We start from the raw sequence: 19,016 nt of genomic DNA on the forward strand, positions 1-19,016 counted from the left end.
AATTAATCCAGATAGTCCTTTAATTTTTTGCTCCTGCTGGGATGCCTTAATTTCCTTAAAGCTTTTGCTTCTATCTGTCTTATTCTTTCTCTGGTGACTTTAAATTCCTTTCCTACCTCTTCTAATGTGCGGGCACGGCCGTCATCAAGGCCGAACCTCAACCTTAAAACCTTTTCCTCTCTGGGTGTCAAAGTATCCAAAACATCCATAAGCTGCTCTTTTAATAATGTAAAGGCAGCGGCTTCAGCCGGTGCCGGAGCATCATCATCAGGAATAAAATCTCCCAAGTGGCTGTCTTCTTCTTCCCCTATGGGTGTTTCCAATGATACAGGCTCCTGTGCAATTTTCATAATTTCTCTGACTTTATCGGAAGGCATCCCCAATTCCTTGGCTATCTCCTCGGCTGAGGGTTCCCTTCCCAACTCCTGTAAAAGCTGTCTCGATACCCTTATGAGTTTATTTATAGTTTCAACCATATGGACGGGTATTCTTATAGTCCTGGCCTGATCTGCTATTGCTCTTGTTATTGCCTGTCTTATCCACCATGTAGCATAGGTACTGAACTTGAAGCCTTTTACGTAATCGAATTTCTCCACTGCTTTTATGAGGCCTAAATTTCCCTCCTGAATTAGATCCAGAAAAAGCATACCTCTTCCCACATATCTTTTGGCGATGCTTACTACCAGCCTTAAATTAGCCTCTGCCAGCCTTTTCTTGGCTTCCTCATCGCCTTTTTCCATCCTTTTAGCCAGTTCTATCTCTTCTTCAGCAGATAAAAGTGGGACTTTACCTATTTCCTTTAAGTACATCCTTACAGGATCATCAATTGCTATACCTTCAGGAATAGACAAGTCAATATTTTCTTCTTCTATAATCATATCTTTTGGAAGGTCATCTATGTCGCCTATTATTTCTATCCCCATGGATTCTAATATCTCATAGACCTTTTCCACCTGTTCGGGGCTTAAATCTATATCTTCAAGTGAATCCATGATTTCTTTGTATGTTAATGTACCGCTTTTTTTGCCTTTCTCAACTAATTGTTTAACAAAGCTGAGCTTTGTGCTTCCATTTTTCAATTGATTTACCTCCTTCCAAAGAACCTATTGCATCCTTAGTTGTTTCTCTATCCCTACTATTTCTTTTAATAATTGCGTTGATAGCTGCACATCTCCCTTTTCTTCGGATTTCTTCATTTCTGCTAATAATCTCTCTTTTTTATACAATAATTTATGTTTAATTATTAAGCTGATATAATCATCTATGACGGTTTTTATATTCTCTGCATCAATTATTATTTTGCTTTGAAAAATATCCGACACTTTTTTCATTTCTTCTACTGTCTGAAATGAATCAATAATATGTGCAGGTATTATATCTTCATTTTTATTAAGCTTATCATATATTATGCTTGCTGCTTCTCTATACGTGGAATCATTGAAATTATCACAGGATAGTCTGTTCCGTATGAGCTCAAAATATTCTTTCTTTTCACATAATATATATAATATAAATTTTTCTGCTTTCTGGTCAGCGGTTTCTAAGTATAATTTTTGTCCATCGATGTTATTATTATACCTAGTTTTGCCATTTATATGCCCATGTAAGTCCTCATCTTCTCTGGTTTTTGAGCTCTTAAGATTGGAGACTTCATTATACAAAGCTGATACCGCAATGCCTGTTTTAGAAGAAATCTTACCTATATATGCATCTACAATTACGGGGTCATTTATAAGTATCAGTTCTTGGGCACAGGCCTTGGCAAAGGCTATCTTTCCTTCCGTTAAAGATAAATCGAATTTGTCACTGTTTTTCATTATCTTGTACTCAGTAAGAGGAAGAGCATCTTCAATTACCTTTTCAAAGGCTTCTTTCCCTTGTGCTCTAATGTACTCATCCGGATCTTTGCCCATTGGTATGCTTAATATAAAAACATTGCATCCTGCATCCGTCAATATATCAAGCCCCCTTAAAGTAGCCGCCTGCCCGGCTGTATCTGAGTCGTAACATATATAAATATCGTCAGCATGTCGCTTTAATAATTTTGCCTGGTTTTGTGTAAGGGCGGTTCCTAAAGATGCTACCGCATTTAAGATACCGTATTGATGAAGTGCAATTACATCCATATACCCTTCTACGATTAAAATCTTTCGGTCCTTTATGTTTTTAGAAGCTATATTCAATCCGTATAAATTAAAACCTTTATTGAATATTAAAGTTTCAGGTGAATTTAAGTATTTAGGCTTTGAATCGTCCAATACCCTTCCTCCGAAACCAATAACTTTGCCTTTGACATCTAAAACCGGAAACATCACCCTGTTTCTGAATCTGTCATAGTAACTTGACTTTTCACTTTTTAAAATAAGTCCTGCTCTCTCTAAAAGCTCATTGTTAAACCCCAATGAATTAAGATGATTCATTAGACCGTTGAAGGAATTTATCGAGTACCCCAAACCGAATCTTTTTATAATATCAGCAGTTATTCCTCTATTTTTGAAATATTCAAGACCATCCTTACTCTTTGAAAGATTCACATAAAAAAATCTTGCTGCCGCCTTGTTTATTTCATACAGCTTTTCTTTGAGACTTATTGCTTCATTGTCAACCCGTCCGTTTTCATCCGGCAATGGAATATTGGCTCTCTCTGCTAAATGCTTTATGGCATCAATAAAATCCATGTTCCTGTGCTTCATTATGAAAGAAACCACATTACCGCCTTCTCCGCATCCGAAGCATTTATATATCTGCTTTCCCTGCTGTACTGTAAATGAAGGTGTTTTTTCGCTATGAAAGGGGCACAAACCTACATAATTTTTACCTCTTTTTCTCAATGGCACATATTCGGAAATAACATCGACTATATCATTGCTTTCTCTTATGTTTTCAATTATATTTTCAGGAATTAACATACTAATCATCCCAATTTACATATTAAAATTCGCTACTTTTTCTTTTTTTCCTTCTTGTTTGATATCTAAAATTAAAAATCCCCATCTCTTTTTTCATTTTTCGAGTTGAGGACTGCCATATATACTTTTGATAATTCTTTCGAGATTATTTGTATACCTGACGTCTTCTCTAAATTACTTCTTTGAAGTCCCTAAAGCAGACTAAAATGATAAAAAATAAAATGACATTTTAAAATTTTATCACTTCATAATATATATTTTTCCCAAAAGTATTATCCTGTCATCAATTTTAGTTGTCATTTTTCCCTAATTAATGCTTTGAATATTGCACACTACTTATTCGACATTTAAATTCAAAATCCTTCTGACAAATAAAAATTATTATATGTCAAATAGTGCCGCTATCTCCATGGCGATGGTATAAACAATTTATTGAAAAGGTTTACGGCATAAATATCTGTCATGCCTGCTATATAATCGCATACCACGCACTCTTTATCATCTAGTTGAAGCCTTTGCTTGAATTCTTCCGGAAGTTCTCCGGTATTTTTATTAAAATGCTCAAAGAGCATGGTTACAACATATCTTGCTTTATTCTCGTCACTCTTTGCTCTGGAGCCAATGTATACCTTGTCAAACATAAACTGTCTGATTTTATCAGTAGCTGATTGTATTTCCGGGCTCATTAAAATAAAATCCTTCCCTATGCTGAAGTTGATTATATCTGTAATCATGGTGTTGATTCTCTTTGAATGTGTGTGCCCTAATATATTCAAAAACTCTGAGGGTATATCAGAATTAGATATAATATTTCCCCTTATGGCATCGTCTATGTCATGATTTATATATGCTATCCTGTCAGCGTATTTCACAATACCGCCTTCTAAAGTGCAGCAGGTATTTTCCCCGCAGTGGTTTAAAATTCCGTCTCTCACCTCATAGGTCAGATTCATTCCCTTGTTATTCTCAAGTACATCCACTACTCTTAAACTTTGCTCGTTATGCTCAAACCCTTTTGAGCAAATCTCATTTAAAACGTTCTCACCGGTGTGCCCAAAAGGTGTATGCCCGAGATCATGACCAAGGGCAATGGCTTCCGTCAAATCTTCATTAAGCCGCAGTGCCCTTGCAATAGTTCTGGCTATCTGGGATACTTCCAGAGTATGAGTAAGCCTGGTGCGGTAATGGTCCCCTTCAGGTGCTATAAACACCTGGGTTTTATGTTTTAATCTTCTGAAGGATTTTGAATGGATAATCCTGTCCCTATCCCTCTGAAAATCAGTCCTTATATCGCATTTATCCTCAGGAATTACCCTCCCCTTTGATTCAAAACTCAATGTTGCATAGGGAGAAAGTATTTCTTTTTCCAGTTTTTCATAATTTTCTCTTATATTCATAATCTTCCTCCGGTAAAGTATAAACTTTATCTTATATTATATACGATAAAAATATATTATTCCCTTCTTTTTATATGTAACAGTCATATATTATAATGAGATATTTTTTGTTTATGAGGTATTGAAATGCCTTTAAAAGAGTTTATGCCCGTTGATGAGTTAAAATTACAAATACTTTCTCAATATCCCTTTGAAGTATATGATGTTTTGCCCATAAAATTTAAGGATACAGATAAACAACGGGCTGTATATAAAGTTTCCTGCTCCGATGGTTTTAAATGTTTAAAAAAAGTGTATTTTGATGAAAGCAATTTACTTTTTGTCTATTCGGTAATTCAGTGGTTTTCCATAAACGGCATAGGTGTGCCGAAGCTTCTGCCCACAAAATCCGGTGGCAGGTATGTAAAATATAATGATAACCTTTTTATAGTCACCGACTGGGTTGAGGGCAGAAAGTGTAATTATGACAATGAGGAGGATGTGGCAATTGCCGCCGAAAATTTAGGAAGGATGCACCGTTTGTCCTATTGCTTCAAGCCTATCCCTGGGAGCTTTATAAGAAAGGAAGAGATAAACTGGTATAAATCCTTCAACAAAAAAATGCTCCAGCTTATAGAGTATTACAATAAGCTGACAAAATCAAAAAAAGAATTCTCCAGATTATTTATAGAAAACTTCGATTATTATTTTGAAAGGGCAAAGCATGCAGTAAAAATTTTAAGCATGTTGGATATGGATGAATTAGCCAGCCCGTCGGAAAAATACAATACTATATGCCATTTGGATTATGTCAATAAAAATCTTATAATAACGCCTGAAGGTTCACTATATGTCATTGACTTTGACAAATCAAAAATAGATATACCAATACATGATATCGGCACATTCTTAAAGAGAATATTAAAAAGAAAGGGCACCAGCTGGGACTTTGATATTTTAAAACTAACCTTGGAAAATTACGAAACCCAAAACCAGCTTACAAAAACAGAGCTCTTAGCCCTATATGCCTTTTTAGAATTCCCGCAGAAATTCTGGAAGGTATCCCGGGATTATGTAAGCAGTAAAAGCAATTTGAATTCTAAAATACAACTGCCTATTTTAACCAAGACCATATCCCAGATAACGGACAATTATGAGTTCTGCTTTAAGTTTCAGAATTATCTCGAAAATAGATATGATATAAATCTTAAGTTTTGAAAATCTTATTTTCTCTTAATATTAAAAAGGGTATTGCACTTTTAAGCGATACCCTCGTCTCACTGGTATGGGAAATAGTAATTATTTTTTAACGCTGACGTATTCAATGGCTTCTTTTCCGGTTATATGTTCGACGTCAATTGCAATAATATAAGCTTGCGTACATCCGGTTATTTCCTTATGTTTGGCCTCTTCGGGCTGATCTCCTGAATACTTTTCAACTAAAGCCTCAAAAGCTTCCAGCCGTTCATTACCTTCTGCAATTCTTGCTTCGCCGAAAGCAATAACGCTGCGGAAATAAGTAGTATATTTTTCGCTTACTACCGTATCTTCATCTATCACTGAAAATGATACCTTGGAGTTCTTTAAAATAGCATCGATTTTATGCCCGGCTTTTGCTGAATGAAAATAGATTTTATCATTGAAATAGACATAGCTTATTGGAACCGCATAAGGATAATCTCCATCACCTAAGCAGGCCAGGACACCATTTGTGCATCTGTTCATTACAGCTGCTGTGTCTTGCATTGATAATAACTGCCTGCCCCTTCTCATTTCTCTAAACATTGGTTATTTCCTCACTTTCATCGGATAATGATTAATATTGATGATATGCAAACAATGTTAAAAATAAAAAGTCCGGAAAATACGTTTTAATACCTCCCAGGCTTTTATCCTTCGTGTACACAGTTACACTGTGCGTTTTATCTCGGTCCGGACCGGTTTTTTAAAAAACTGCGGAACCCTATAAAACTTTGAATATGAATTTTTTTTATAATATCATAGGTCGTTAACTTTTTCAATCTTAATTTCATTACCTTCTCCTCCACGAAAGACTCAATTCTGTCGTGTGAAATAATATTTACCCTCGTTAATGATCATTTCCGGGAAAATTACCTGTTAATTCCTGATTATAGTGGTATAATAATATTATCTCTAAAAAGATAATGAATAAGATTATATGTCAATGGTATTGTAACTTTAGTACCTATCTTATTAAGAGGTTTAGCCTGTACTTTAAATTTATACGAAAATTTAATTTGAGAGAGGTACAATAAGTGAATAATATATTCAACAAAAAGAAACACAAAATAAAAAAGGTAATTTCAATGAAAAGATTTATTGCTGAATTGGGAATTGATTTTTCTGAACACTTAAAGCAACGGATGATGGAACTTGAACTGCGCTGCGTCCTTACAAGAGACGAAGATGAAAACCGTGTTGACCTTAAGCACGTAGAACACACGTATTATAATTGCAATACTAATTCAGAAGGCAATCTGGATATGAATCAAAAAGAATATGTTTATGGTCAATTAGTTTTTACAGATGATAAATTATATTTTTCTGAAAGCTGCACCATAAGTAATGATGTCATGCAAGCGCCTATTGTTGATGTTATATACTCTTCTTTAAACAGTGAATCTATAGTTTTCAATGACGGTACCCACGCAAAAGTAATAGATGACAGCAATATTGATTATATTATAGATACCTTATTAACGGTATTTCCTCAAGTATCAGATGAATATATTGCCATTATGTCAAAATATCTGTAATATAAAAACATACAAAATGAAAAAGTGAAGCTTATGCTCCACTTTTTTTTACCATCTGTTGCCGAAGCTTCCGCTTCTATTGTTATTTCTTTGCTGTTTTCTGGCTTTTCTGCAATCAGGGCACCTTAATGGTTCATTATCAAATCCTTTTTCCTTGTAAAAAGCCTGTTCGTTTTCAGTAAAAACGAATTCCGCATTACAATCTTTACAAATTATAACTTTATCTGCCATATCTATATACCTCCTTAATTTATTTGGATAATTTAGTTCTAACTTCTCACTCCAATAAATTAAAGAGAGTTGTATTCAAAAAATCAATCCATTTTTAATATATAGTAGCTAACTTAATGAGTGTATCACACTTTTTAATATTGCACCATATATATTATTTTTAAAATGCAGCCTCTTACTGATAGAAACAATTATTGTTTTCTGGGATTCAATATCATCATCATGTTTTTTCCTTCCAGCCTCGGCTGCTTCTCAACTGTTCCCACGTCCTTTATTGCATCGGCAAATTTATCAAGGACTTCCGTTCCGATAGTGGTATACTGCATCTCTCTGCCCCGGAATCTTATGCTGACTTTGACCTTATCCCCGTCCTGCAAGAACTTATATGCATTTTTAACCTTGTAGTTAAAATCATGTTCTTCAATTTTTACAGAGATTCTTACTTCTTTAAGTGAAACAATCTTCTGATTTTTTTTAGCTTCCTTCTCTTTTTTGCCCTGTTCAAACAAATACTTCCCATAATCCATAATTTTGCATACCGGCGGTGCCGCACCGGGTACGATTTTTATAAGGTCCAGATTTTTCGAAATTGCCATCTCCTGTGCATCCTTTGATGACATAATTCCTAACATAGTTCCGTCTGAATCGATAAGCCTGATTTCCCTATCCCTAATATCTTCGTTTATTGGCAGCTCATTTTTTCTAATATAAAACACCTCCATTGATATTTATGATTACAATAATAAAAAATTAAAGAGCGAATACACAAAAAAATCCACTCTTCACCGCATTCAAATATTAATCCTATTACATTTTGGCTGTAAATAAAATTACTATTTAAAACGAGAAGCATATATTTCCTATTTCTGTAATCATTTTATTATAACATTGATTTTCAATATTGTATGCATTATTTTTATAGGCAATACCCTAACCAATACTTTGAAGACCGGATTTCATAGCCAGCTTTCTTAGAAATGGATTATACATGGCCGGGGATTTTAAATTTTTAATGAGTAAATTTAATTTTATATCCTTTATTTTCTGCTTATACCTGTCCAAAAATCCATCAATTCCATCTTCAAGGCTTTGAGTCAAATATAAAGAGCTCTTTAGCGCATAGCTTATGCCTTCTGCTGAGCTGGGGCTTATAGCACCTGCTGCTTCTCCGATAAGAGCAATTGAATCCTTCCCGGCATAAAATTGAGATACTCTCGTTGGTCTATAAATAAATGCACCTTGGGTTTTTATTTTCTTATCAAAATTAAAGCCTATTTGCGTCAGCTTGGTTTTCAATGCATCATATTTTTCTTTTGCCTTATCTTTGGGCTTAAGAGCTGAACCTAGCAATATATAATTTTCCTTTGGTATTATCCATGAGTAAAAATCACTTATTTCTTCATCAAAAATTGCCGTATAATAAGGGATATTGTATGGACATTCAAACCATTCCTGAATTGCGATATACTCTTGTGGAGCATTTGTTTCTTTGCTTATGAAATTCCTTACCCTTGAAAATGCTCCGTCAGCACCTATAATCATCTTGGTTTTTGCTGATATCTCTTGTCCTCTATTAATATATCCGACTTCGTATCCGCCGGGTATTTCAGAGAAGCTTTTAAAAATGGAATTAAATTTCTTATCCACTTCCTCTGGAATTAATGATACAAGCCATCTGTCAAATTTATTCCTATCCATGTTAAAATAGAATCTCTGATAGAGCCTTTCAAGATTGTTAGTTAAATCAATGGTTCTTACGGCAAAAAGCTGGGGATCAACCAGGATTTCTTTTGGTATGCCTAATCCTAATTTTGCAATCATCTTCTGTGCATCAGGCGCCAATAATCCTCCACAGCATTTATCTATATGGTTCTTGGAATTGTCATTATCTAATTCCCTCTTATCTATCAATAAAACCTTATATTTTCTGCCAATAAGACGTGCAAGATTAGACCCTGCCGGTCCTGACCCTACTATAACGATATCATACATAAACATAACCTCATAAAATAATCATAAACACAATAAGTACTTATAACCTCATTCTTTATTAATAATTTCATTTCTGTATTCCAGAATATCACCCGGTTGACAGTCCAATACTTTGCATATAGCTTCCAATGTCGATAATCTGATGGCTTTTGCCTTTCCGTTCTTCAGTATAGAAAGATTTGCCATTGTTATTCCCACTCTCTCTGAAAGCTCTGTCACACTCATTTTTCTTTTAGCCAGCATCACATCGATATTTATTATAATCGCCATATTATCCACCTCAGATTGTCAGATCATTTTCTGATTTTATATCTATGGCATTTTTTAATAATTTTTGAAGGACAGCAGCAAATACTGCGATAACAACAGGAGCAAAGGTAAGTGCCAATCCTATTATTATGATGCCCGGAGCATCATCGGTCTCTGCCATGAGATAAAAGAGAGGCATACCTGCTCCATAAATTATACCTATGATGGAAGCATAATATTTTATGTGTTTTAAAGAATTTACTGATGCTTCCGAGAAAGCCTTGTTTTTATCGATATAGCATAAGAGCTTAAAAGCTTGATGCAAAACAAGATAAAAGGGTACCGCTGACACATACATGCCTATGATTACCGGATACAGCAAATAAAGCGAATAATGGTTTACTGCTTCTTTAGCTATGTAAGGCAGTCCAAATATACACAAAGCAAGAACTGGTATAGCTAAAAGTATAACTGCCATCTTTAAAAAAAGTGTTTCACTTTTCATAAAATCACCCCATTATCTTGATAATAGAAATATTATAATATTATATTTATCGTTTTACAATAAATATTTATCATTTTATATTATTAATTTATCGTATGTATGTTTACTACACAAAATGAGAAGAATGTGTGACAATCTAGAAAAACTTTGCTTAATCCTTGAAATGTGAATTAAAAATACCGTAAAATTCATCTCTGAATAATAACGGTATATGGAGTCACGATTTAACTAAATTTTCACTCTTTATTATTTGCGGCGGCTGTTCCATCCATTTGTTTTCAATCAATATATCCAGACCATCCTCAGCATACTTGGAAACTTCTGCTATGGAGCCTATATAATAAGACTGCAGATCATGACGCATTACTGTAGGCAAGGACATGCCATCCTGACTTATTTTGGCTGCATACAGCATAGAAATATGGTTAAGCATAAGTTTATCTGAAAAAGGAGCTATTGTTGAATCTGTAACAAATGAATCTGATGTAGATGGGATTGGTATATCATCTTCTATAAGTATATTGGTAAGTATTTTAATCTTTTTATTTGCAAGGTCTCTGCCTCTGTAAAAGTAGTCGCTGACCTTTTTAGATCGTGCTACTTGAGCAAAGCCCGTTATAAGTCCTTTTCCTATTATGTTGTATCTTAAACTCGCAAAAACAGAAGTAATCTCTCCCCCTAATAAGGTCCTTTTCTGTCCAAGAAATCCATCAGAATGTATATTCTGCTTACCAATGTAATCTATACTTTTAGAAAATTCAAGCCTTGGAGCTTTTATATAAAGGCCTTGCTGCTGCAGCAAATCTACCGCTTCATTGAAAAGTTCGGCTGACTCTCCTATACAATTTGAAAAGAAATCACGCATATCCGGTCGTGCAATATGATTAAGTATCAGAGTGTAAGCATTCATTCCAATCTGTCCCATGTTGACTAAATAGAAGATGTAAAAAGGATCTGTATAAAGTCTTGGAGCATTTATATCGACATCATTATCGCCAAAACCATCAGGTATAGGAAATCCTTCTTTATTAAATTGGTCGGTAATTACCTGTATATGACCGTTAGAAATATCAACTGCATGCTTTAGAACAGAAAGTATTTCTTCATCCTTAAGCCTACTCATGAAATGCTTTAACATGCATAAAGCCATTGTATCGCTTATGTAAGTATTCCAAAGACCTGATACTTCTGAAACGATAAGGTCTATCTCCGTTTTATTTTTCACACTTATATCCTCCTTCAATATATCACTCACACTCAATAGTCTTTGTTATATGCAACAAAAATATTAATGAAATTCCTATAAGTTTTATAAAATACCTTTCATCACGGAGTGTCTGGCTAATCTCCTATACCTGTTATTTCCCACCATTTTATTGACTCTATCTCGATGCTGACTAATCCATTCTGCTGCTACATCTGTTTTGGTAGAATAGAAACCGAGCAGTGCGGAAGTTAAAAATCCCTGCATAAAATGGAAGAACTCCATTGCAAGCACCCCTCAAATAATATAACCTTTTTAGTGACCAAACTGAAAAGGACAATAATGAGATGCTAACAATGGAGCAAGTATACCATATCAGATATATGAAGAAATTTGAAGGGAAAAGTTTAAGAAAGATTGCTGATATCATAGGACATGATTTTGAAACAGTAAAGAAGTATGTTGAGAAAGATAATTTTAATATATAAGTCCGATCTAAACAGGTTAGATCAGGAAAGCTCTCTCCATATAGAGACTTAGTAATCAAATGGCTCACCGACGATGAGAAGGCACCCATAAGCAGCGTCATACTGCCAAACGGGTATATGACAGGCTGTGCGAGATTTACAAAGATGAATTTAATGCTTCTGAAAGATCAGTAAGAAGCTTTGTAGTAAAACTTAGGAAGGAACTTAAGATTGAGACTTTTTTAAAGTTTTTACTTCCTCATATATATAAGATATACTGCTTCTCAATTATAACCTTCAATAATCACGGCAGATCCTGACATTATTTCTTATAATCAGAGCTAAAATTTAATAAAACTTATAAAAGAGTATTGTAACTTAAAATTAAGTTCCATAAATGGTGATACAGCAGCTATATATATATCGGTCCGGCCTGTATGAGTGTTGACATTTTCCGCCTATCTCTGATTTTTCTGATTTAGTTACACTCTCATGAAGCTTATTCATCTGCGATAAACGGCTTGAAATTTATTGCTTTTAATGCTTTGATAAGACCCCCACGATATTTTCTTTGATTACCATATCCCGGATGCGAAGGAAAGAAAATACTTTCTTCATCACGGAATATACTCATAATATTAGAGCTTCTTATTTCTGGTTCTATGAATGTCTTTTTACAAACAATTATAAGTTTGGGTTTTTCTTTGTTTAAGACATCTACTAACCGATACATGTTTTTATGGATACAAGCTATTCTTTCTGCATTACCTAACCCGTTTACAGGATTCTCACATATGTCATATAACCAGCAGTTCCATTTTTTAAAGTTACCTAGGGAAAATATATCTCGAGTGAAATATTCATCAAAAGCTTTTTTCGTCTCCCTGTAAAGTGACGAATCCTCTTGATAAAAGAAGGTACCTCCGTGTGGTCATGATTCTCCGATGAACAGAATCTCAACCTTATCAGGCTTGTAATATTTCCTCAAGTTTTCGAAAGTGTCATTTGACATTATATTCACCTCTATTATCATAAATCCGCATGAGTGCTTGTCCCGTATCATGTCCATCCCAGTAAAGGAAAACCGTGCCGTGTCGCTTTATATTCAAGAATTGATAAAAGAAAAAAGTGAGTATTTGAATTCTAGGGATTAAATGCTGAAAGTAAAATAGGGTACTATCCTTTAAATTACCAAAAGATAATACCCATACTTTATTTTGCAATTATACTTCCTAAGCCTTGATATAAGCTTTAGAAAGCTATGCTTAAACTATTTATTATTTAGTTGTCCTCGGATTATTAACCTGAGCCTGTGCTGCAGCCAATCTTGCTATAGGTACTCTAAAAGGTGAGCAGGATACGTAGTTTAATCCTACATCGTGACAGAATGCAACGGATGATGGATCTCCACCGTGTTCACCGCAAATACCTAATTTTATATCCGGCCTTGTGGATTTTCCAAGATCAACGGACATTTTAACCAGCTTACCTACACCGGTTTGATCAAGCTTTGCAAATGGGTCTGATTCAAATATCTTCTTTTCATAGTAGTGATCTAAGAATTTTCCGGCATCATCTCTTGAGAAGCCGAAGGTCATCTGGGTTAGGTCGTTTGTTCCGAAGGAGAAGAACTCAGCCTCTTTTGCGATTTCATCAGCCGTCAATGCAGCTCTTGGAACTTCTATCATTGTGCCTACCATGTATTTAAGGTCAATACCTGATGCTTTGATTATTTCATCGGCAGTTTTAACAACGATATCCTTTACATATTTTAATTCTTTGATTTCGCCTACCAAAGGTATCATTATTTCAGGAACCAGATCAATTCCGCTGTTTTTCTTTACATGAATTGCAGCCTCAATAATTGCTCTGGTCTGCATTTCTGCGATTTCTGGATAAGATACCGTAAGGCGGCAACCTCTGTGACCCATCATCGGATTGAATTCATGGAGACCGTCAATGGTGGCTTTCAGTTCTTCAAAGGTTATGCCCATTTCCTTTGATAGTTCCCTTATATCGTTTTCTTCCTGGGGAAGGAATTCATGGAGAGGCGGATCTAGAAATCTTATGGTTACCGGCCTTTCTCCCATGGCTTCATATATTCCTATGAAGTCTTCCCTCTGCATTGGAAGCAGTTTATCCAAAGCTTTTCTTCTCTGCTCTTCTGTTTTTGAAACTATCATTTCCCTCACCGCAGGTATTCTGTCTTCTGCAAAAAACATATGCTCAGTTCTGCAAAGGCCTATACCTTCTGCTCCGAATTCCACGGCAACAGCTGCATCATGAGGAGTATCTGCATTTGTTCTTACCTTTAGAGCTCTTATTTCATCAGCCCAAGCCATAAAGGTTGCAAAATATCCTGTTATTTCCGGTTTTACAGTTTTTATGGCGTATCCATAAACATTGCCTGTTGAGCCGTCAAGGGATATATATTCCCCTTCCTTGAATGTTTTACCGTCAGCTGTCATGGTTTTTTCTTCTTCATTTATGGTAACGTCACCGCAGCCGGCTACGCAGCATTTTCCCATGCCCCTTGCAACAACTGCCGCATGGGAAGTCATACCGCCCCTTGCCGTCAATATACCTTCTGCTGCTACCATACCTTCTATATCCTCAGGTGATGTTTCCATTCTCACCAAAATGACCTTTTCGCCTGCCTCATGATGCGCCTTTGCTTCATCGGCTGTAAAGTAAATTCTACCTGCCGCTGCTCCCGGGGACGCGGGCAGTCCTTTAGCAATTGGCTTTGAAGCTTTAATCTCTGAAGCATCGAATGCAGGGTGCAAAAGCTGGTCTAACTGTTTTGGATCAACTTTCAATATAGCTTCCTTTTTGTCTATCAAGCCCTCTTCAACAAGGTTAACGGCGATTTTCAATGCAGCGGGCGCTGTCCTTTTACCGTTTCTTGTCTGAAGGAAATACAATTTTCCCTGTTCAACTGTGAACTCCATGTCCTGCATGTCTTTATAATGGTTTTCAAGAATATTTGCAATTCTCATGAATTCATTGTAAGCTTGGGGCAAGTCTTCCTTCATCTTGTCTATAGGCTGGGGAGTCCTTATGCCGGCGACAACGTCCTCTCCCTGGGCGTTGACTAAATATTCACCGAATATCATCTTATCTCCCGTTGCAGGGTTTCTTGTAAAGGCAACACCGGTACCCGAGGTATCACCCATGTTTCCAAATACCATCTGCTGTACATTTACTGCCGTACCCCAATCACCGGGTATGTCATTAAGCCTCCTGTATACTATTGCCCTTGGATTATCCCATGAGCGGAACACCGCCTTTACAGCTTCTATTAGCTGTTCTTTTGGCTCCTGGGGGAAATCACTTCCCATCTCTTTTTTATATAATTCCTTGTATCTCTTTACTACTTCTTTAAGGTTTTGTGCTGAAAGATCGGTGTCATACTTTGCGCCGTTTTCTTCTTTAACCGCTTCTAAAATGTGCTCGAATTTCTGTTTGTCAACTTCCATGACAACATCGCTGAACATCTGTATAAAACGCCTGTAGCTGTCGTATGCAAACCTTTCGTTTTGCGTGAGGCTAGAAAGCCCTTCAACTGTGTTGTCATTGAGACCTAAATTTAATATGGTATCCATCATACCGGGCATGGATGCTCTTGCACCGGAACGAACCGAGACAAGGAGCGGGTTTTTAACATCCCCAAATTTCTTGTTGGTAATTTTCTCCAGCCTCGCTAAATGCTCATCTATTTGAGTAAGTATGTCCTGTCCGATTACTTTACCGTCCTCGTAATATCTGGTGCAAGCTTCTGTTGTTACAGTAAATCCTTGTGGCACTGGAAGACCAATGATTGTCATTTCCGCAAGGTTTGCACCCTTGCCGCCCAAAAGATTCTTCATCTTTGCATTACCTTCGCTAAAAAGGTAAACGTATTTTGTACTTGCCATTATGATCTACCCCCCGATTTCATTTAGTCTTTGAGATTGACATGGTATAAAGAGCGGACAAAAATTATTTAAAGTATACGCTTAAATTATCCCTGACTCTCGCCAAGCTTGACAAGAAGCTGAGTTAAAGTTGTTTTTGATACTTTTCCAGTAATTTTGTAATGTTCCTTTTGCAATTCATCCTTTACCACTTCAATAACAGGGAGGCTGTCAACCTCGTGCTCAATTATCTTTCTTGCTGCTTCATAAGCGGTGTCGGTATCCTTTACCGTAACAATATTAGGCATACGTGTCATAATTACGCCAACGGGAACTTTATGGACATCTGAACTTCCTATGGCAGTTTTTAAAAAATCCTTTCGTGACACAGCACCCACCAAGTACCCACTGGACTCAACAAAAATAGTACCTACATCATTTAAAAACAGCGTTACTATTGAATCATATACACTGTAATTTTCTGACACCGTTACCGGTTTGGATTTGATATCCAAAACCTTGATGTTTCTTATGTAATCATGTATTAGGCTGGTAGTTGGTTTTTGGGAATAAAAATATCCGACTTTCGGCCTTGCATCAAGTATTCCTGACATGGTTAGAATAGCCAGATCCGGGCGAAGTGCTGCCCTTGTAATATTGAGTTTGTCTGCTAATTGCTCGCTGGTAATGGGTTGATTTGCTTTTACAAGCTCTATTAATTCTTCTTGCCGTTTTGTAAGCTTAATAGTCCTCACCTTCCTTATTTAATGAGTCAGACTACTAAAATATGATGCTAATTATAGCTATTAAACACTTTATATTATACAATTGTACATACTTTTAGTAAACTATTTTTTAATAATACATACATAATTACAAATATTATTTATATTTTATATCATATATGCCTGACTCACATTATATAATAGTCCTTTATACTGAATTTTAAGTATTTTTTATATATTCTATATTTTCACTGCAAAAAAAATATAAAGCCCCCGTATGGGGAATTTATATTTTAAAACATATAGCTTTTAATTTTCTTCATTGCCGTTTTTATCGGCAGAGGTATCTTTTATTATATCATCATATACCTCTTCTTTGCCGTCCGGACGCTCTATTACTACCTGGATTTTTGTCACCACAGCAGCTATTGCTCCTATTGCCATCAATGCCGGAAGATAAACTATGCCAATAGCACCTCCTACTACTCCTGCATTAACGGGTATATCAAGAAGAAGCTTACTATCTTTCATTATCTTAATTCTGGTTACATTACCCTTTTTGATGATATCTTTTATGGACTCCACGAATTCGCTGCCGGTATTGCTTATATTGTCAAAAACATTTTTTTGATTTTTTTCAAAATAGATTATGGCATCCACAACGTTACCATCACATTTTTCCAACGCTTCCTTAGCTTCTGCATAACTCACCCTGGCTCTTTCTCTTACAATATCAATTTTTTCTAAAGTTATTTCCACCTTTATTCAACTCCTTCCAATTCATCCATATTTGTTATTTCATCCAGAAAATCCAAACTCTTAAAATCTTTATCCAGATGATATTTTATGTAGTTTTTCATTATTTTTTTCATATAATTTTTGATAGAAAGATTAATCTTTAATACCCTGACTTTTTCTATATGATTTTTTATGAAAAACTTCATTGTGTTTACAGAAGGCAAATCTATTTTTACAGCAAACCTGTCATTTTCGGAACACTTGCTGCACAAAACCCCTCCTAATCTGCTGCTGAATTTTATAAGGTTCAAAGAACTTCCACATAGGATACAGTTGTCAAACTGAGGCATGTACCCTGATTGGGAAATGGCTTTCAATTCAAAAGCACGCACTATAAGCTCCTTATCTAAATTCCCTTCTGTCATCAGGTAAAGTGTCTTTAAGAGTAAAGAAAATAATTCAATATTCTCTTCACCCTCTAAAATGAGTACATCAACCAATTCCATCAGGTATGAACTGTATGTCAGGGTATGCAGATCATTTAAGAGCACCTGGAAAGACGCTTTAATTTCCGTCTGACTGACGGTATATAAACTCTTACCCTTGTATAATACAAATTCACAATATGCAAAAGCCTGGGTAGATGACATGAGCTTGGATTTTGCCTTTCTGGCACCATGAGCCACTGCCTGCACCTTTCCTAGGGAATCTGTAAACAGGGTGATAATTTTATCTGCTTCTCCTAAATAAGTGTGCTTTAAAACTATTCCCCGGGTTTTGATTAAATTCGGCATAATTATCACCCCAATATAGGTCATGACCGCTAATTTGCGCTTATTATATCTAAAAGGGAATCCTTGTCCTCGTCATAACCCTTTATATCATTGATTTTTTTCATATCGATATATAAAAGATAGGCATCTATACAACCTGTCTTCTCAAACAATTTCCACGATATTATATCCAGCATAAAACTCCCCCTTATTTAGCTTCCTTACTTTATGCTTTCCCGGCGGGTTTTAAATATACGTGAGAATATTTAGCATAATAATTATTTATAGCCAAAACCTTTGAGTGTAAAAGAATCATTTCTCCAATCCTTTTTAACCTTTACCCAGATTTCAAGGAAGACTTTAATTCCAAGAAGTCTTTCGATATCCAGCCTGGCTTCGGCTCCGATCTTCTTTAGCATCTGACCGTTCTTGCCTATTATAATCCCTTTGTGGGAATCCTTTTCGCAATATATTACGGCATTTATGTTCATTATGTTATTTTCCTGCTCCTTCATGCCTATTATCTCTGTTGCGATACCGTGAGGTACTTCCTGTTCAAGATTATTCAATGCCTTCTCCCTTATTATCTCTGCAACTATAAACCTTTCGGCCTGATCGGTAACTGTGTCATCCGGGAAATATTTAGGTCCTTCAGGTAGGATTTTCTTTATTACATCAATCAATGTGGCGATATTTTCTCCTGTCAGTGCAGACACAGGGATGATCTCATGAAACTTGAATTCCCTGCTGTAATTATCAATAGTCATGATAAGCTTATCCTTGTCCGCCTGATCTATTTTATTTATAACCAGCAGCACCGGTGTTTTTGTTTTTTTAAATTGTTCCATTATGAATTTATCCCCCGGACCCACTTCCTTATCGGGCGTAGTCATAAATAGTATGGTATCTACTTCATTTAACGTATCTTCAGCGATCTTTACCATATATTCGCCTAATTTATGTTTGGGTTTATGAATACCTGGGGTATCTATAAAAACCATCTGACAATCATCCCTCGTCAGAACCGATTGAATGGTATTTCTCGTAGTCTGGGGTTTGTTTGATATGATTGAAAGCTTCTCCCCTATTATGTTGTTCATTATTGTGGATTTTCCTACATTAGGCCTTCCGATTATTGTTACAAATCCTGATTTAAATGTATTTCCCATTATGC

At 35.7% G+C, this 19,016-nt stretch carries 18 protein-coding genes and 1 riboswitch; of the genes, 2 read left to right on the forward strand and 16 right to left on the reverse strand.

Annotation, left to right across the window (positions count from 1 at the left end; genetic code table 11):
* Positions 1 to 2: 2 nt before the first annotated feature.
* The 3 genes from rpoD to OXPF_RS11170 all read right to left on the reverse strand — a co-directional run bounded on the left by rpoD (position 3) and on the right by OXPF_RS11170 (position 4,306).
* Positions 3 to 1,079 carry an RNA polymerase sigma factor RpoD gene (gene rpoD / locus OXPF_RS11160; RefSeq protein WP_054875287.1) on the reverse strand — a complete coding sequence of 359 codons (1,077 nt, stop codon included), beginning with the start codon at positions 1,077 to 1,079 and terminating at the stop codon, positions 3 to 5.
* 24 nt (positions 1,080 to 1,103) lie between these two features.
* Entirely contained in the window at positions 1,104 to 2,909 is a 1,806-nt protein-coding gene (dnaG, locus tag OXPF_RS11165) for a DNA primase (RefSeq protein WP_054875288.1), read from the reverse strand.
* A 401-nt stretch (positions 2,910 to 3,310) separates the two neighbouring features.
* The gene (locus OXPF_RS11170; RefSeq protein ID WP_054875289.1) at positions 3,311 to 4,306 is read right to left on the reverse strand and encodes a deoxyguanosinetriphosphate triphosphohydrolase; all 996 of its coding nucleotides are present in this window, start codon (positions 4,304 to 4,306) and stop codon (positions 3,311 to 3,313) included.
* 126 nt (positions 4,307 to 4,432) lie between these two features.
* On the opposite strand from OXPF_RS11170, the gene OXPF_RS11175 reads away from it, so the two are divergent.
* Entirely contained in the window at positions 4,433 to 5,503 is a 1,071-nt protein-coding gene (locus tag OXPF_RS11175) for a CotS family spore coat protein (RefSeq protein ID WP_054875290.1), read from the forward strand.
* Positions 5,504 to 5,584: 81 nt separating this feature from the next.
* On the opposite strand, the gene OXPF_RS11180 is transcribed toward OXPF_RS11175, so the two are convergent.
* Positions 5,585 to 6,070 (reverse strand): pyridoxamine 5'-phosphate oxidase family protein, encoded by a 486-nt coding sequence (locus tag OXPF_RS11180; protein WP_054875291.1) that lies wholly within the window; start codon positions 6,068 to 6,070, stop codon positions 5,585 to 5,587.
* A gap of 91 nt (positions 6,071 to 6,161) precedes the next feature.
* A riboswitch (guanidine-I (ykkC/yxkD leader) is annotated at positions 6,162 to 6,263 on the reverse strand.
* 349 nt (positions 6,264 to 6,612) lie between these two features.
* On the opposite strand from OXPF_RS11180, the gene OXPF_RS11185 reads away from it, so the two are divergent.
* Positions 6,613 to 7,062, forward strand: coding sequence for a hypothetical protein (locus OXPF_RS11185; protein WP_054875570.1), 450 nt, complete (start codon positions 6,613 to 6,615; stop codon positions 7,060 to 7,062).
* Between the two features lie 48 nt (positions 7,063 to 7,110).
* Here OXPF_RS11185 and OXPF_RS11190 read toward each other — a convergent pair whose 3' ends face one another.
* From OXPF_RS11190 to era, 12 genes are all read right to left on the reverse strand, one after another.
* The gene (locus OXPF_RS11190; protein ID WP_054875292.1) at positions 7,111 to 7,293 is read right to left on the reverse strand and encodes a zinc-ribbon domain-containing protein; all 183 of its coding nucleotides are present in this window, start codon (positions 7,291 to 7,293) and stop codon (positions 7,111 to 7,113) included.
* Between the two features lie 191 nt (positions 7,294 to 7,484).
* Positions 7,485 to 8,015, reverse strand: coding sequence for a translation initiation factor IF-3 (gene infC, locus OXPF_RS11195; RefSeq protein ID WP_054875293.1), 531 nt, complete (start codon positions 8,013 to 8,015; stop codon positions 7,485 to 7,487).
* 208 nt (positions 8,016 to 8,223) lie between these two features.
* Positions 8,224 to 9,285 (reverse strand): FAD-binding protein, encoded by a 1,062-nt coding sequence (locus OXPF_RS11200; RefSeq protein WP_054875294.1) that lies wholly within the window; start codon positions 9,283 to 9,285, stop codon positions 8,224 to 8,226.
* A 48-nt stretch (positions 9,286 to 9,333) separates the two neighbouring features.
* The gene (locus OXPF_RS11205; protein ID WP_054875295.1) at positions 9,334 to 9,555 is read right to left on the reverse strand and encodes a helix-turn-helix domain-containing protein; all 222 of its coding nucleotides are present in this window, start codon (positions 9,553 to 9,555) and stop codon (positions 9,334 to 9,336) included.
* Between the two features lie 10 nt (positions 9,556 to 9,565).
* Positions 9,566 to 10,039 (reverse strand): DUF2975 domain-containing protein, encoded by a 474-nt coding sequence (locus OXPF_RS11210; RefSeq protein WP_054875296.1) that lies wholly within the window; start codon positions 10,037 to 10,039, stop codon positions 9,566 to 9,568.
* 217 nt (positions 10,040 to 10,256) lie between these two features.
* A complete protein-coding gene (locus OXPF_RS11215; RefSeq protein WP_054875297.1) occupies positions 10,257 to 11,264 on the reverse strand; it encodes a DUF3231 family protein in 1,008 nt (335 codons plus the stop codon).
* Between the two features lie 1,723 nt (positions 11,265 to 12,987).
* Entirely contained in the window at positions 12,988 to 15,627 is a 2,640-nt protein-coding gene (ppdK, locus tag OXPF_RS11235) for a pyruvate, phosphate dikinase (protein ID WP_054875301.1), read from the reverse strand.
* 86 nt (positions 15,628 to 15,713) lie between these two features.
* Positions 15,714 to 16,361 carry a transcriptional regulator CcpN gene (gene ccpN / locus OXPF_RS11240; RefSeq protein ID WP_054875302.1) on the reverse strand — a complete coding sequence of 216 codons (648 nt, stop codon included), beginning with the start codon at positions 16,359 to 16,361 and terminating at the stop codon, positions 15,714 to 15,716.
* Between the two features lie 279 nt (positions 16,362 to 16,640).
* Positions 16,641 to 17,090: a DUF4342 domain-containing protein gene (locus OXPF_RS11245; RefSeq protein ID WP_054875303.1), complete on the reverse strand. Its 450-nt coding sequence runs from the start codon at positions 17,088 to 17,090 to the stop codon at positions 16,641 to 16,643.
* A 2-nt stretch (positions 17,091 to 17,092) separates the two neighbouring features.
* On the reverse strand, positions 17,093 to 17,863 hold the full coding sequence (gene recO, locus OXPF_RS11250) for a DNA repair protein RecO (RefSeq protein ID WP_054875304.1): 771 nt from the start codon (positions 17,861 to 17,863) through the stop codon (positions 17,093 to 17,095).
* Positions 17,864 to 17,892: 29 nt separating this feature from the next.
* Complete coding sequence (locus OXPF_RS21815) at positions 17,893 to 18,039, reverse strand: YqzL family protein (protein WP_083479862.1); 147 nt, start codon at positions 18,037 to 18,039, stop codon at positions 17,893 to 17,895.
* 81 nt (positions 18,040 to 18,120) lie between these two features.
* Positions 18,121 to 19,011, reverse strand: a complete 891-nt coding sequence (gene era, locus OXPF_RS11255; RefSeq protein ID WP_054875305.1) for a GTPase Era — start codon at positions 19,009 to 19,011, stop codon at positions 18,121 to 18,123.
* Positions 19,012 to 19,016: the final 5 nt, after the last annotated feature.

The organism is Oxobacter pfennigii (assembly GCF_001317355.1).
In the GTDB taxonomy this organism is placed as follows: Bacteria; Bacillota; Clostridia; order Clostridiales; family Oxobacteraceae; genus Oxobacter; species Oxobacter pfennigii.